Below are 15825 nucleotides of genomic sequence, written 5' to 3'. Positions count from 1 at the left end.
CCCATCGCTGGCGCGATGGGCCCCTCCCTCTCCCGGTGGGAGAGGGGAAAAAGGAAGAGACGATGGGCATCGAAGGCCTGGATTTCGCGGAAATTGCCGGTGGCGTCAGCCCCGCATTCGTCGAGACGCTCTACGCCAAGTGGAAGGCCGATCCGTCGGCCGTCGAACCCGGCTGGCGCGAATGGTTCGACGGTCTCGAAGGTGCGGTGAGCGGTCCCAGCTGGGCCAACCCCGCCTGGCCGATTAAGGATACCGACGCGCTCACCGCCGCGCTCGATCCGACGCAGATGGAGCCCGCGCCCAAGCCCGCCAAGGGTGGCGCCGCCCCGGCTGCGAAGCCCACCGCTTCGACCGCCGACATCGCGGCCGCCGCGAACGATTCGATCCGTGCGATGCTGCTCATACGCACCTATCGCGTGCGCGGGCATCTGGCTGCCGATCTCGATCCGCTTGGCCTTGCGCGGCAGGACATCCCCGCCGACCTGACGCCGGAATATCACGGCTTCACCGCCGCCGATCTCGATCGTCCGATTTACCTCGGCGGCACGCTCGGCCTAGATAAGGCAAGCATTCGTGAGATCGTCGCGATCCTGCGCCGCAATTATTGCGGCAAGATCGGCCTCGAATACATGCACATCTCCGACGTCGAGGAACGCAAGTTCCTTCAGGATCGCATCGAGGGCCAGGGCAAGGCGATCGAGTTCACGGCCGAGGGCAAGAAGGCGATCCTGTCCAAGGTGATCGAGGCGGAGCAGTGGGAGAAGTTCTGCGCCCGCAAATATGTCGGCACGAAGCGCTTCGGCCTGGATGGCGGTGAATCGATGATCCCGGCGATGGAAGCGATCATCAAATATGGCGGCGCGCAGGGCGTGCGCGAGATCGTGTACGGCATGGCCCATCGCGGCCGGCTCAACATGCTCGCGAACGTGATGGCCAAGCCCTATAAGGTGATCTTCCACGAATTTGCCGGCGGCTCGGCCAACCCCGACGATATCGGCGGCTCGGGCGACGTGAAATATCACCTCGGCACCAGCACGGACCGCGAGTTCGATGGCGTCAGCGTCCATATGTCGCTCGTCGCCAACCCTTCGCACCTCGAAGCGGCCGACCCGGTCGTGCTGGGCAAGGTCCGCGCGCAGCAGACCAACCGCAACGACCTGGAAGAGCATACGCAGGTCCTGCCCGTGCTGCTGCACGGCGACGCCGCGTTCGCAGGGCAAGGCATCGTGTGGGAATGCCTCGGCTTCTCGGGCATCCGCGGCTACAATACCGGCGGGTGCATCCACTTCATCATCAACAACCAGATCGGCTTCACGACCAGCCCGCAATTCGCGCGCTCGTCGCCTTATCCGTCCGACGTGGCCAAGGGCGTCATGGCGCCGATCTTCCACGTCAACGGCGACGATCCCGAAGCCGTCACCTTTGCCTGCAAGATGGCGATCGAATATCGCCAGAAGTTCAAGCGCGACGTCGTCATCGACATGTGGTGCTATCGCCGCTTCGGCCATAACGAAGGCGACGAGCCCTCGTTCACCCAGCCGCTGATGTATGCGAAGATCAAGGGCCATCCCGGCGTCGCCGACCTCTATGCCAAAAGGCTGCAGGGCGAGGGCGTGATCGACGGCGAATTCGCCGGCAAACACATCGCCGACTTCACCGCGCATCTTGAGGACGAGTTCGCCGCCGGCGCGACCTACAAGGCCAACAAGGCTGACTGGTTCGGCGGCCGCTGGAGCGGTCTGTCCGCCCCGACCGAGGGCGAGGCCGCGCGCCGCAACATCGAAACTGGCATCGACAAGAAGCTGTTCGACAGTCTCGGCCGCACGCTGACGACCGTTCCCGAAGGATTGACCCCGCACAAGACGCTGCTGCGCGTGCTGGATGCCAAGGCGAACATGTTCAAGTCGGGCCAGAATTTCGACTGGGCGACCGGCGAAGCGCTGGCGTTCGGCTCGCTCCTGTCCGAAGGTTATGGCGTGCGTCTCTCCGGCCAGGATTCGGGCCGCGGCACGTTCAGCCAGCGTCATGCGGTGTGGGTCGACCAGACCGACGAGCGCAAGTACGTGCCGCTGAACGAGATCCCGCACGGGCGGTTCGAGGTGCTGGATTCGCCCTTGAGCGAATATGGCGTGCTCGGCTTCGAGTACGGCTATGCGCTTGCCGATCCCAAGGCGCTGGTGCTGTGGGAGGCGCAGTTCGGCGACTTCGTCAACGGCGCGCAGATCATGATCGATCAGTTCATCGCGTCGGGCGAATCCAAGTGGCTTCGCGCCAACGGCCTCGTGATGCTGCTGCCGCACGGCTATGAGGGTCAGGGTCCCGAGCACAGCTCGGCACGGCCCGAGCGCTTCCTGCAATTGTGCGCGGGCGACAACATGCAGGTCGCGAACGTGACCACGCCGGCCAACTTCTTCCACCTGCTGCGCCGGCAGATGCATCGCAATTTCCGCAAACCCCTGATCGTGATGACGCCCAAGTCGCTGCTGCGCCACAAGCTGGCGGTCAGCCGGACCGAGGATTTCCTGGGCGACACGCATTTCATGCGCATCCTCTCGGACCCCTCGGCACCGGCGGATCAGGACGTCAAGCGCCTGGTCCTGTGCACCGGCAAGGTCGCCTACGACCTGATCGAGGCGCGCGATGCGGCGGGTGACAAGAACACCGCGATCGTCCGCATCGAACAGCTCTATCCGTTCCCCGGCGAACCGCTGGTCAAGCGCCTGGCGCGCATGACCAATGTCGAGGAAGTGGTGTGGGCGCAGGAAGAGCCGAAGAACAACGGTTACTGGTTCTTCGTCGAACCCTATATCGAAGGCTGCATGGTCGAAGCGGGGATCAAGCCGCAGCGGCCGCGCTATGCCGGCCGCGCCGCCTCGGCCTCGCCCGCCACCGGCCTGATGAAGCGTCACCAGGCCGAACAGGGCGCGCTCATCGCCGACGCGCTCGGCCATAATGTGCGCGAGGAAATCCGCCGCGCGCGCAACACCGAAGACCCCAAGACCGCCGGCAAGGCCGCGTCTTAAGCTTGCCCCCAGGAAGGACTGAACGATGGCAACCGAAATCCTCGTCCCCGTGCTGGGCGAATCGATCACCGAAGCGACGGTGGGTGAATGGCTTAAGCAGCCGGGCGACCGCGTCGAGGCCGATGAGCCCGTCGTCAGCCTCGAAACCGACAAGGTGTCGGTCGAGGTCGGCGCTCCCGTCGCCGGCGTCATGGGCGCGCATGCCGTCGCGGTCGGCGACACAGTCAATGTCGGCGCGATGATCGGCACGGTCGATGCCGGCGACGGCGCCGCCGCTGCGGCTCCCGCCGCTGCTGCACCCGCCCCCGCCGCACCGGCGCAGCAGGCACCCGCTGCACCCGCGCCTGAGCCCGCCGCCGAAGCCGCCGCGCTCAGCCCCTCGGTTCGCCGCGCGGTGCTGGAACATGGCGTCGACCCCTCGACCATCCAGGGCACCGGCAAGGACGGCCGCATCACCAAGGACGATGTCGTCGCCGCCGCTTCGGCCAAGACCAGCGCGCCCGCACCGGCCGCTGCCGCCCCTGCCCCCACCGCCGCACCGGCATCGGCTGGCGGCCGCAAGGAAGAGCGCGTGCGCATGACGCGCCTGCGCCAGACGGTCGCCCGCCGCCTCAAGGACGCGCAGAACACCGCAGCCCTGCTCACCACCTTCAACGACGTCGACATGACGGCGGTGATCGAAGCGCGGACCAAGTACAAAGACCTGTTCGAGAAGAAGCACGGCGTTCGCCTCGGCTTCATGGGCTTCTTCGTGAAGGCCGCGTGCATGGCGCTCAAGGACATCCCCGCCGTCAACGCGCAGATCGACGGCGATGAGATCGTCTATCACGACTATGCCGACATCTCGGTCGCGGTCTCCGCGCCGCAGGGCCTGGTCGTGCCGGTCATCCGCGACGCCGACCAGATGAGCGTCGCGCAGGTCGAAAAGACGATCGGCGACTTCGGCAAGCGCGCCAAGGACGGCACGCTGAAGATGGAAGAGATGAAGGGCGGCACCTTCACCATCTCGAACGGCGGCGTGTTCGGATCGCTCATGTCGACCCCGATCATCAACCCGCCGCAGTCGGCGGTGCTGGGCCTCCACCGCATCGAGGATCGCCCGGTCGTCCGCGACGGCCAGGTCGTGGTGCGTCCAATGATGTATCTCGCGCTCAGCTACGACCATCGCCTGATCGACGGCCGCGAAGCAGTCACCTTCCTCGTCGCGCTCAAGAACGCGATCGAGGATCCGACTCGCCTGCTGATCGACCTGTAAGATTAAACACCGCGTCCCCACATGAGGGCGAACGGAGTAGAAAATGGCTGAATACGACTTCGACGTCCTCGTGATCGGTGCCGGCCCCGGCGGCTATGTCGCGGCGATCCGTGCGGCGCAGCTGGGCCTTAAGGTCGCTTGCGCCGAAGGGCGTGAGACGCTGGGCGGCACCTGCCTCAACGTCGGCTGCATCCCGTCCAAGGCGCTGCTTCACGCGTCCGAGCTGTTCGAGGAGGCCGCCGGCGGCGCGCTCGCCAAGCTCGGCGTGAAACTCGGCTCGGTCGAGCTCGACCTCGACGCGATGCACGCCCAGCGCAAGGACGCGGTGAAGGGCCTGACCGGCGGCATCGAATTCCTGTTCAAGAAGAACAAGGTCGAATGGCTCAAGGGCTATGCCGCGTTCACCGGCAAGGATTCGGTGAAGGTCGGTGACCGCGAAGTCCGCGCCAAGAACATCGTTATCGCCACCGGCTCGTCCGTCACGCCCCTGCCTGGCGTCGAGATCGACCAGCAGGTCGTGGTGGACTCCACCGGCGCACTCGAACTCGCCAAGGTCCCCGGCCACCTCGTCGTCATCGGCGGCGGTGTGATCGGCCTGGAGCTCGGCAGCGTGTGGCGCCGCGTCGGCGCGAAGGTCACGGTCGTCGAGTTCCTCGACCAGATCCTTCCCGGCTTCGATGGCGACGTGCGCAAGGAATCCGCCAAGCTTTTCAAGAAACAGGGCATCGAGTTCAAGACCGGCACCAAGGTCACCGGCGTCGCGGTCAATGGCGGCAAGGCAACCGTGACCGTCGAACCCGCAAAGGGTGGCGAAGCTGAGACGATCGAGGCCGACAACGTCCTCGTCGCGATCGGCCGCCGTCCCAACACCAGCGGCCTCAACCTCGAAGCCGCCGGCCTGTCGCTCAACAACCGCGGCCAGATCGAAACCGACCACGATTTCGCCACCAGCGTGTCCGGCATCTGGGCGATCGGCGACGTCATTCCCGGTCCGATGCTGGCGCACAAGGCCGAGGATGAAGGCATCGCGGTGGCCGAGAACATCGCCGGCCTCACGGGAATCGTGAACCACGACCTTATCCCCAGCGTCGTCTACACCATGCCCGAAATCGCCGGCGTCGGCCTCACCGAGGAAGCGGCTAAGGAAAAGGGCGAGGTCAAGGTCGGCAAGTTCCCGATGGCCGGCAACAGCCGCGCCAAGACCAATCACGAGCCGGACGGCTTCGTGAAGATCATCGCCGACGCCAAGACCGACCGCGTGCTGGGCGTGTGGATCATCACCAGCGTTGCCGGCACGATGATCGCGCAGGCGACGCAGGCGATGGAGTTCGGCGCGACCAGCGAGGACATCGCCTATACCTGCCACGCCCATCCCACGCACAGCGAGGCGATCAAGGAAGCGGCGATGGCCGTGACGGGCAAGCCGATCCACGTCTGACCTGATGGCAGACCGGCGAGCGGCGCGACCAGCGCCGCCCCACGTCACGGCTTCACCCTGGCGCAGCTCGTCGAATGGTTGAGCGCCGCTTAACCATCGTCATTTCCGGTTAAGGCAGCATTCGCCCTTAAGCGGTCGCCATGCGCTCGACCCATTTGCTTTTCGCCGCGGCCAGCACGCTCGTCCTCACCGGCTGTGGCGGCGGCGGCGGGTCGAGCGGCGGCGCGACCGGCGGGACGGTCGTCGCACCCAGCCCCTCACCCTCCGCCTCGCCGAGTGGCACGCCCTCGCCCGGCCCGTCCGCCTCGCCGCTGCCGACCAGCTGGAGCACCGTCGCGGGCTATTACGACGTTCAGCCCGATGTCGGCTCGTGCCGCGCGGAACCCCTCAAACAGGCGGTCAAGGACCGCTTCCCCGCCGATCTCAATGCGATCCGCGCCCGCCATAGCCTTGCGCCGGTCACCTATTCGACCGCCGAAGACGGGCAGGAACAGGAATCCTCGCTGATGATGGCGGTCGCCCAGACACTCAGCCACACCCCGCCGACCACGTGGCAATGCTATACGCCGGGCGGCGCGACCGGGGCCGGGGCCAGCAACCTGATCGGCGGGTGGGGCACCGGCCTGCCGTTCGACAGCGAGGACGACCTGCTCGCCGGCTGGCTGCGCGAAGGCGGCACCGCCGCGCTCGGCCATCGCCGCTGGATCCTCCACCCCTTCCTGGGCAAGACCAGCTATGGCCGCGTCTCGGTCACGCTGCCGAACGGCCGGCGCGCCACCGCAGCATCGATGCGCGTGTTCAGCTTTGCCGGCGGCGTACCGGCCAGCGCCAGCGTGCCGGCCTATGTCGGCTTTCCACAGGGCGATTACCCAATCCGCTACTTCGCGCTGACCGACTATCTCTCCTTCTCGGTCGTGCCGAGCGGCACCAACAATGGCGCAGACCGAAATGTCGATTTCGGCGCGGCGACCGTCAGCGTGCGCAGCCCTGCCGGTGCCGCCCTGACCGTGACCGACGTCACACGCGACAATGACGGCTATGGCCTCGCCAACAACATCCAGTGGCGCGTCAGTGGCCTTGCCGCCAACACCAGCTACACCGTGACGATCGCCGGGGTCCGCAATGCGCCCCAGACCAGTTACAGCTACGATTTCCGCATCATTCCCTGACGTGTCCCCTTGCACGTCGCCGCACAGGCAACGCGTGGGTTGATCCGCATCGGCAGCGGTGGGACAGAGGCGGCATGACCTCCGCCTCGCTCCCCGATCTCGGCCCGCAACTGGGAACATTCCTGCCCTGGCTCGACCTGCTGGGGATCGCGGTGTTCGCAGCGTCCGGCGCGCTCGCCGCCACCGCGCGCGGGCAGACGCTGGTGACCGCGGCGTTCTTCGCACTGGTGACGGGAGTGGGCGGCGGCACGATCCGCGACTTGCTGATCGGCGCGCCGGTATGGTGGGTGCATCATCCGTTCGTCTCGGGCCTTTGCCTCTGCGTCGCTGCGCTGATCTGGGTCACTCCGCAACGCTGGTGGAACGGCCGGGCGCTCGACTGGCTCGATGCGCTGGGCCTCGCCGCCTATGCCGTGTTCGGCGCGGCCAAGGCGCTGACCTTCGGCATCCCGCCGATCGCCGCGATGCTGATGGGCGTGATTACCGCCTGCTCGGGCGGCATCATCCGCGACATGCTGGCGGGCGAGCCGTCGATCCTGATGCGGCCCGAACTCTACGTCACCGCCGCCGCGCTCGCCGCGCTGCTCCATGTGGCGCTGGTGCTGATCGGCCTGCCCATGCTGCTTGCCGCGCTGGTCGCCGCCGCTGCCGGCTTCTCGCTGCGCGCCGCGGCCATTGCCTGGTCGATCAAGCTGCCGGCCTATCGCGGCATGCGCTAGTCGGCCGTCAGCCAGGCCAGCGCCGCCGCTCGCGTGTCGAACACCCCGATATCGTCGCGCACCTCGCGGATCCGCTCCACCTGCCGCCGCAGCAGCGACGATGGCGTGCAGAACGCCACCTTGCGCGCCCACAGCTTGCGATAGACCGGGTTGGCAAAGCCCATGCGGATCAGATCCGCCGTGTCGGCCGCGGCCGGCGCGGCGGCGCTCAGGTCGTACAACGTCAGATGCTGTCCGACCCCGGCGCCCAGCGACTGGATCGCAATGCGCGTTTCCATCGTGGCGCGATGCGCCGCCTCGACCGAGAAATAGCCGGTGACCGTGACGACCACCAGCTTGCGCTCGCGGTCGATCTCGATTTCCTGCCGGGCCTCGCGCGTGATCATGCGCAGAATCTAGCGAACAGTTGCTGACGAATGGTTGAACGTCGGTCTTCGCGCCTTCGCAAGGCGGACGCGGCTCAGTCCCGCACAATCCCCACATCGCTGAACGGCCTGGGTTCGACCGGCGGCACCGAGCTCTCGTTCAGCACGCATTGCCACAGGCCGATATCGACCCAGCGCCCTTCCTTGAACCCGATCTCGCGCAATTGCCCGGCGCGGCGAAAGCCGACCTGCTCGTGCGCGCGGATCGAATTTTCATTGGGCAGCGAAATGACGCCGATTGCCTGCGTAAAGCCCTGCGCGCGCAGCGTGTCGATCAGCGCCTCGTACAACAGCCGCCCGACGCCCTGCCCCTGCAGCGCGCCCGCGACATAGACCGACGTTTCGACGACATAGCGATAGGCCGCTCGCTCGCGGAACTTGGTGGCATAGGCATAGCCAAGCACCCCCTTCCCTTCCGCGTTCGTCGCGACGATCCAGGGGTACAGCCCGCCCGATGCTTCCATCCGGCTGCGCATCTGGCGCGCGTCGGGCGGATCGAACTCGAAACTCACCGTCCCGGTCAACACATAGGGGGCATAGATCGCCGCGATCGCGGCGGCGTCACCCGGCTCGGCGGGGCGCAGCTGGATCGGACTCAAAGCCCGAACCCCAGCTTCGCCAGCACCACGTCCATCAGCCTGGCGTCCGCGCGCATCGTCGCCGCCGACGGCCCGAACGCGCCGCATTCCAGGCAGCGCGCCTGCATCGACGACCCCTGCGCCATCCGCCGCACATCGCCCAGTGCCTGGGCGAACACCGCACGCCGGTCGCCCGCGATCCGCGCGAACACGTCGCCGCCGCTCTCGGGCTCGGACTCCTCTTCATCGCCGCCCGATGCCAGACCGGCGAACAGCGTCTGCAGGAAGCTCGGCTGCTTGGTCAGGTACAGCGCGTGCACCTTTGCGGGGTCCAGCTTGGCGCGCTTCGCCGCCTCGGCCACCGCATCGTCGATCCCGCCAAAGCGATCGACCAGCCCCAGCTGGCGCGCCGTGCCGCCGTCCCACACCCGGCCCTGGCCGATTTCGTCGACTCGCTGCGGGGTCAGCTTGCGCGATTGCGCGACCAGGTTGATGAAGCGGCGATAGCCATTCTCGACGCCGGCCTGCAGGATCGCGTCGGTCGTTGCGTTGGTGCCGGCATACAGGTCCGGCTGCCCGGTCAGCGGCGTGGTGCGCACCCCATCGCTCGTCACGCCGATCTTGGCCAGCGTGTTCTCGAACGTCGGGATCAGGCCAAAGATGCCGATCGACCCGGTGATGGTGTTCGGCTCGGCAAAGATCACATCGGCCGGCATCGAGACCCAGTATCCGCCGCTCGCCGCCAGCCCCGCCATCGACACCACGATGGGCAGCTTCTGCGCCTTGGCCTGCAGGATCGCCTGGCGCATCTGCTCGGACGCCAGCACCGATCCGCCCGGCGAATCGACTCGCACGACCAGTGCCTTCAGCTTCTTCTCGGCCAGGCCCTTCAGCAGCAGCTCCGACACCGTGTCGCCACCCGCCGTCCCCGCGCCGCCCTTGCCGTCGACGATTTCGCCCGCGATGGTGATCACGCCGATCGCGTCGCCCGGCGTCTTTGCCGGATTGGCTTCCAGCCAGTTGGTCAGCTTGATCGACTTGAAATTGCCCGACGGCTTGCGCGTGTCGGCGCCAGCGATCTGCGCGACGCGCTTGCCGAACGCCACGCGGTCGCCGCGCTTGTCAACCAGGCCCATCCGCTCGTTCGCCAGCGAGATGTCGCCACCCGCTGCGGTCACCACCGCCTCGGGCTGGTTGATGAACGGGTCGATCTGCGCCTTGGGCCGCGCCTTCTTCACGCCCTCCTGCCACTGGCCCCAAATCGCGCCGTACAGCGCCTCGTTCGCTTGCCGGGCCTCGGGCGACTGCTGCGTCAGGATATAGGGTTCGACCGCCGACTTGAACTTGCCGACCTTATAGACGTGCGCGGTAACGCCCAGCTTGTCGATCAGCCCCTTGTAATAGAGCCGCGACCCGCCCGGCCCGGAAAACAGCGTGCCGCCAAACGGGTTGACCCAGATCTCGCTCGCACCCGCAGCGATACGATAGCTGCTGTCGGTGTAGGCGGTGGCATAGGCCAGCACCGGCTTCTTGGCGTCGCGCACGCGCTGCACCGCCTCGGCCACTTCCGCGACCGCGACCGGGTATCCGCCCATAAAGCGGTCGAGGTCGAGCACCACCGCCTTCACTCGCGCATCGCTCCTGGCCGCATCGAGCGCCCGCACGATGTCGCGCGTCTGAAATTCCTTGATCGGCGTGCCCCCGCCGAACGCCGCGAGCGGATCGGCGGGCGAAGCCTGCTCGACCAGCGTCCCGTCCAGCTTCAACAGCAGCGCCCCGTCGGTGACCGCCCCCGCATTGGGTCGCGCAGACAGGATCGCGAACAGCGCGCCGAAGAAGCACAGCATGAACAACAGGACCAGCGCGTCCTTGATCCCCACCAGCAGCTTCCAGGCGCCGCGTACCAGTTTCACTTGATCGATCTCCGATTGCCCGCCGTCACTTCACGCACGCACGCGGCTTTGGGGCAAGCGAATAGCGGGGCTGTATTAAGGAAGCAATACAGGTCATCTCCCGCGACAGGGCGGACCTAGAGGCTCAGCCGCCAGTTCACCGACACCCGCCAGTCCTGTTCATAGCCCGGATACGGGTCATCGATCGCGGTCGCCGCCTCCAGCCCCAGCTCGGCCTTGTCCTTGAACTTGAAGCGCGTGCCCAGTCCGGCCGAAGCCATCGACAGGTCGATGCGCGGATCGATCCCGCGCGGGTTCACCCCGATCCACGCCCGGTCGGCAAAGACATAGAGTTCGCTTGCCGCCAGTGCCCCGCCCTTCAGCGGCCGCACCGCGACCTCGCCCAGCGCGCCCGCACCGCGATCGGCGGTCAGGAAGGCGGTGTCGAATGCCCGACCCAGCGTTTCGCCGCCGACGCTGAACCGTTCGGCCGCAGGCAGCCGGTCCTCGCTCAGCTGCCCCAGCAGATTGACGCGCAGCGTCAGCCGCTTGCCCACCGCCTGCGCCACGCTCGCCGCGCCGCTCACCTTGCGAAAACGCTTGCTCGCCAGCGGCTCGATCGTCCCCGCCCCCAGCACGTCCAGCCCCTGCGACGCGGCGGCACTCACGCTCCACGACCGCTTCTCGCGGCTGTCGGTGATCCCCGCCGCCACGCGCAGCGCGCGGGTCCGCTCGGTCGCGATCAGGTTGCCCAGCACGGCATTGTCGCTGTTGATGCCGTCGAACCCGATCATCACGTCCGCCGCGCGGTTGAAGCTGCGGATCAGCGGATAGGTCAGCGTCGCGCCGGCCAGCTTCGCCTTGCCGCGCACCGGGTTGCGCCGCGGCCGCGTCTCCAGATACGCCGCGTTGCCGGCAAAGGTCAGCCCGCTCGCGCCCACCGGCATCTGATAGCTCGCGGCGGCATAGCGATAGCGCTCGAGGTCGCTGGCCGCGGATGCCGACAGCGTCAGCTGGTCCCCGTCAAAGCCAAGACCATAGAATTCGGCGTTCAGATCGAATTGCCCGTCGCCGGTCAGTTCGACGCCGCGGTTGCTGAACCCCGCCGTCACCTTGCGCCGCCGCTGCTTGGGCGTGAGCGTCAGCGTCAGCGCGCCATTCGCTTGCGGATCGGTGAAGTCGGTCTGCACCGTCATCCCGGGGATCGCGCGCATCAGCGTGATCTGCCGCTCGAACGTCCCCTTGCTCAGCGGCGTTTCGGCGGTGAGCGGGCCGGCCCGCGCCGCCAGCTGGCGGTGCTTGCCGCGCGGCGCCTTCAGTTCGACACGCGCGATCCGGCCCTCGGTCAGCAGGATCTTGACCACGTCGCCCGCGAAATCCTGTTCGGGGATGGCGATGGTATACAGCGCCACGTCGCTCTTGCCATATGCGCGGGAGAGCGTGCCGGCGAGCTCCGCCAGCACCGCCCCGTTCATCGGCTTGCCCAGAAACGCTTGGGCCGCGCGCGCCACGCGTCCGGGAGCCTGCGCCCCGACGAACTGGACACCACGGATCGGCCTTCCGGTGCCCTCGGCCGCGACGCGCGCCTTGTCCGGCGAGGGCTGCGCCTTCACTTGCGGCGCGGGGGTGCGCGGCCGATCGATCCGATTGCGGTCGATCAGCCGGTCGCCAGCCTGCGGGGTCGCCCCGACGGCCAGCGCCATCATGGCCGCCAGCATCATCTCGCCTTCCTCGATTATTGGGGGGCGTGCGTGCGCCGATACGCTGGCGCACGCACGCGGGGGGAGCTTTACTTGTTCTTCTGGCCCAGCAGGCCACCGGTCACGCCATTGACCACGCCGCCCACGGTCTTGACCGTCCCGCCGACCACGCCGGTCGTGGGCGCTTGCGGAGCCGGGGTCGCGACCCCGCCGCTGACGCCGCCAGTCACGCCGCCCAGCAGCCCGGTCGTGACGCCGCCGGCAGCCCCGCCATTCAGCGCGCCGCCGGTCAGTCCGCCGGTCACGCCGGTCACGGCCTTGCCGACATTGCCCAGCAGTCCGGTGTCCCTGCCCAGCAGGCCGCCGGTGGCGCCATTGACATCGACCGACAGCACCTTGCCGCCCTGCAGCGCGCTTACCGTGGCGAGCTGCCCGGTCTGCGGGTTCTTGGCGAGCACGTTGACGCCGATCAGCGACTTGGAACCTGCGGGCGCGGCGATCACCTGGCCCGCGCCCAGGTCGATGCCGACCAGCGCGCCAAGCCGGCCACCCACGCCGTCCAGGATCAGGGCGCCGCCATTGCCGCCGGTGCCTTCGCCGAGTTTCACCAGCGTCTGCCCGGTCCGGGTCAGAATGCCGGTGACGGTGCCGGTCACCACACCTGCGGTCGGCAGCACGCCGCCGCGCACCACCGCATCGGATGTGCCGGCCACGCCGATGACAGTATTGCCCGCCGTGACAATCAGGTTGCCGACCTGGCCGGTCGCGCCGCCACCGGTACCGCCGCTGCTGCTCGTCGTGCCACCGCCCGAGCTGGACGATGCGCCACCGCTGCTGCCGGTGCCGCCCGAACTGCTCGCCGTGCCGCCGGACGATCCGTCGCCACCGCTGGAACTGGCCGTACCGCCGCCGGGCGGCGGCGTATCGCCGACCCAGCCGACCCGATAGTTTCCCGAACTTTCACACGCCGCCAGCAGCAGGGACGCCGCAGAGGCGAACACCAGCGCCGGCATTCCCGCCGTCTTCTTGTTCATCACCCATCTCCTGTCGGTCGATACTTCCATACATCGACCTTCCGAAAAGGTGTTTTTGCGCAAAGGGTTCCTTTGACCTTCCAACAATGAAGGTTAACTAAGGGTTTACTCGGACTTTACTTGCGGAAACTGCATCCGAACTGGTGCTGATCCGGAGCGAACGGCGCCGCCACAATCTTTCGCGACCGACGCCGCCGAACCGTTGACGAAGCGGCCGCGCGGTTCCATATGCCGGCTGCTGGCACTCGCCGGGGGTGAGTGCCAACAACGCTATTCAACCACGTTCAGGAGAGCTCCATGAACTTTCGTCCGCTGCACGACCGCGTGCTCGTTCGCCGCGTCGAGGCCGAAGCCAAGACCGCTGGCGGCATCATCATTCCCGACACCGCCCAGGAAAAGCCGCAGGAAGGCGAAGTCGTCGCCGTCGGCGAAGGCACCCGTGACGAAGACGGCGATCGCATCCCGCTCGACGTCAAGGCTGGCGACCGCATCCTGTTCGGCAAGTGGTCGGGCACCGAGGTCAAGGTCAACGGCGAAGATCTGCTGATCATGAAGGAATCGGACATCCTCGGGATCGTTGGCTAACGCCACCCCAGTCCGACTGAACTTCCACTCAACTAGAAACTGAAAGGGTAGCCACATGGCAGCCAAGGACGTAAAATTCGGCCGCGACGCACGCGAACGCATTCTCAAGGGTGTCGACATCCTGGCCGACGCGGTAAAGGTCACGCTGGGCCCGAAGGGCCGCAACGTCGTGATCGACAAGAGCTTCGGCGCGCCCCGCATCACCAAGGACGGTGTGTCGGTCGCCAAGGAAATCGAACTCAAGGACAAGTTCGAGAACATGGGCGCCCAGATGGTGCGCGAAGTGGCCTCGAAGACCAACGATGTCGCCGGTGACGGCACCACCACCGCGACCGTGCTCGCTCAGGCGATCGTTCGCGAGGGCATGAAGTCGGTCGCGGCCGGCATGAACCCGATGGATCTGAAGCGCGGTATCGACCTCGCCGTGACCAAGGTCGTTGCAGACCTGCAGTCGCGCTCGAAGCCGGTTTCGGGCTCGAGCGAGATCGCTCAGGTCGGCATCATCTCGGCCAATGGCGACCGCGAAGTCGGTGAGAAGATCGCCGAAGCCATGGAAAAGGTCGGCAAGGAAGGCGTGATCACCGTCGAAGAGGCGAAGGGTCTCGAATTCGAGCTCGACGTCGTCGAAGGCATGCAGTTCGACCGCGGCTACCTCTCGCCCTACTTCATCACCAACCCGGAAAAGATGCAGGTCGAACTGAACGACCCGTACATCCTGATCCACGAGAAGAAGCTGTCGTCGCTCCAGGCGATGCTGCCGATCCTCGAGGCGGTTGTGCAGTCGGGCCGTCCGCTGCTCATCATCGCCGAGGATATCGAAGGCGAAGCGCTGGCGACCCTGGTGGTCAACAAGCTGCGCGGCGGCCTCAAGGTTGCAGCGGTCAAGGCACCGGGCTTCGGTGATCGCCGCAAGGCGATGCTGGAAGACATCGCGATCCTGACCAAGGGCGAAGTCATCAGCGAAGACCTCGGCATCAAGCTCGAGAGCGTTACCCTCGGCATGCTCGGCACCGCCAAGCGCGTCACGATCGACAAGGACAACACCACCATCGTCGATGGTGCCGGTGAAGCCGATGCGATCAAGGGCCGCACCGACGCGATCCGTCAGCAGATCGAAGTCACCACCAGCGATTACGACCGTGAGAAGCTCCAGGAGCGTCTCGCCAAGCTCGCTGGCGGCGTGGCCGTGATCAAGGTCGGCGGCGCTTCGGAAGTCGAAGTGAAGGAGCGCAAGGACCGCGTCGACGACGCGCTGCACGCAACCCGCGCAGCCGTCGAAGAAGGCATCGTCCCCGGCGGCGGCACGGCGCTGCTCTATGCGACCAAGGCGCTCGACGGCGCGGAAGGCGCGAACGAGGACCAGACCCGCGGTGTGGACATCGTCCGCCGCGCGCTGACCGCCCTCGTGCGTCAGATCGCCAGCAACGCGGGCCATGACGGCGCGGTCGTCTCGGGCAAGCTGCTCGACCAGACCGACACGTCGTTCGGCTTCAACGCTGCAACCGACACCTACGAGAACCTGGTTTCGGCCGGCGTGATCGACCCGACCAAGGTCGTCCGCACCGCGCTGCAGAACGCAGCTTCGGTCGCAGCACTGCTCATCACCACCGAAGCGGCGGTGAGCGAGCTGCCGGAAGACAAGCCGGCAATGCCGATGGGCGGCGGCGGCATGGGCGGCATGGGCGGCATGGATTTCTGATCGAGAACGGCCTGCGGGTCGCTCCGCGAACCCGTCCGACGAGTCCCGGCTTTGCCGGGACCGGATCCAAACGACCCAGCCCTCAACGGCTGGACCAAGAGCGAAGGGCCGACGGAGCAATCCGCCGGCCCTTTTCTGTGCCTGCCGCTCAAACCTTCTCCAGAGGGAGAAGGATACCGCATGACGTGACCCCCGCCTTTCATCCAGCGGCAACCAGAGACCGACCGGTGTTGTCGCGCATGAGCGCAGGTGAAGCAACGGGCGGGGTTAACCCCGCCCGTTGCTGTTCAAGTTCGGCGGCGAACGCC

12 protein-coding genes are annotated in these 15825 nt (G+C 67.0%); 7 read left to right on the top strand and 5 right to left on the bottom strand.

The genetic code is table 11. The features are described 5' to 3' along the window. Window positions 1-62 precede the first annotated feature (62 nt). The 5 genes from BFL28_RS14330 (at window position 63) to BFL28_RS14310 (ending at window position 7604) form a co-directional block, all read left to right on the top strand. Window positions 63-3023 carry a 2-oxoglutarate dehydrogenase E1 component gene (locus BFL28_RS14330; RefSeq protein WP_069321238.1) on the top strand — a complete coding sequence of 987 codons (2961 nt, stop codon included), beginning with the start codon at window positions 63-65 and terminating at the stop codon, window positions 3021-3023. Between the two features lie 25 nt (window positions 3024-3048). Continuing rightward, window positions 3049-4278: a 2-oxoglutarate dehydrogenase complex dihydrolipoyllysine-residue succinyltransferase gene (gene odhB / locus BFL28_RS14325; RefSeq protein WP_069321237.1), complete on the top strand. Its 1230-nt coding sequence runs from the start codon at window positions 3049-3051 to the stop codon at window positions 4276-4278. Window positions 4279-4321: 43 nt separating this feature from the next. Then, on the top strand, window positions 4322-5716 hold the full coding sequence (lpdA, locus tag BFL28_RS14320) for a dihydrolipoyl dehydrogenase (RefSeq protein WP_069321236.1): 1395 nt from the start codon (window positions 4322-4324) through the stop codon (window positions 5714-5716). Window positions 5717-5856: 140 nt separating this feature from the next. After that, window positions 5857-6885, top strand: coding sequence for a CAP domain-containing protein (locus BFL28_RS14315; protein ID WP_069321235.1), 1029 nt, complete (start codon window positions 5857-5859; stop codon window positions 6883-6885). A 74-nt stretch (window positions 6886-6959) separates the two neighbouring features. Then, a complete protein-coding gene (locus BFL28_RS14310) occupies window positions 6960-7604 on the top strand; it encodes a trimeric intracellular cation channel family protein (protein ID WP_069321234.1) in 645 nt (214 codons plus the stop codon). Here the strand turns inward: BFL28_RS14310 and BFL28_RS14305 are convergent. The 5 genes from BFL28_RS14305 to BFL28_RS14285 form a co-directional block, all read right to left on the bottom strand. Next, window positions 7601-7990, bottom strand: a complete 390-nt coding sequence (locus BFL28_RS14305) for a hypothetical protein (protein WP_069321233.1) — start codon at window positions 7988-7990, stop codon at window positions 7601-7603. The two genes, BFL28_RS14310 and BFL28_RS14305, sit on opposite strands and share 4 nt — an antisense overlap. Window positions 7991-8064: 74 nt before the next feature. Continuing rightward, window positions 8065-8628, bottom strand: coding sequence for a GNAT family N-acetyltransferase (locus BFL28_RS14300; RefSeq protein ID WP_069321232.1), 564 nt, complete (start codon window positions 8626-8628; stop codon window positions 8065-8067). Continuing rightward, complete coding sequence (sppA, locus tag BFL28_RS14295; RefSeq protein ID WP_069321231.1) at window positions 8625-10520, bottom strand: signal peptide peptidase SppA; 1896 nt, start codon at window positions 10518-10520, stop codon at window positions 8625-8627. The genes BFL28_RS14300 and sppA overlap by 4 nt, the downstream gene beginning before the upstream one ends. Window positions 10521-10636: 116 nt before the next feature. Further along, window positions 10637-12220, bottom strand: a complete 1584-nt coding sequence (locus BFL28_RS14290) for a ShlB/FhaC/HecB family hemolysin secretion/activation protein (RefSeq protein WP_069321230.1) — start codon at window positions 12218-12220, stop codon at window positions 10637-10639. Between the two features lie 68 nt (window positions 12221-12288). After that, complete coding sequence (locus BFL28_RS14285) at window positions 12289-13233, bottom strand: hypothetical protein (RefSeq protein ID WP_069321229.1); 945 nt, start codon at window positions 13231-13233, stop codon at window positions 12289-12291. Between the two features lie 297 nt (window positions 13234-13530). On the opposite strand from BFL28_RS14285, the gene groES reads away from it, so the two are divergent. Then, the gene (gene groES, locus BFL28_RS14280; RefSeq protein ID WP_069321228.1) at window positions 13531-13818 is read left to right on the top strand and encodes a co-chaperone GroES; all 288 of its coding nucleotides are present in this window, start codon (window positions 13531-13533) and stop codon (window positions 13816-13818) included. A 55-nt stretch (window positions 13819-13873) separates the two neighbouring features. Further along, window positions 13874-15517: a chaperonin GroEL gene (gene groL / locus BFL28_RS14275; protein ID WP_069321227.1), complete on the top strand. Its 1644-nt coding sequence runs from the start codon at window positions 13874-13876 to the stop codon at window positions 15515-15517. Window positions 15518-15825 lie beyond the last annotated feature (308 nt).

It is taken from the genome of Sphingomonas turrisvirgatae (genome assembly GCF_001721295.1).
In the GTDB taxonomy this organism is placed as follows: domain Bacteria; phylum Pseudomonadota; class Alphaproteobacteria; order Sphingomonadales; family Sphingomonadaceae; genus Sphingomonas; species Sphingomonas turrisvirgatae.
The sequence above is the reverse complement of the archived record's forward strand: the minus strand, read 5'-3'. Positions and strand labels throughout refer to the sequence as shown.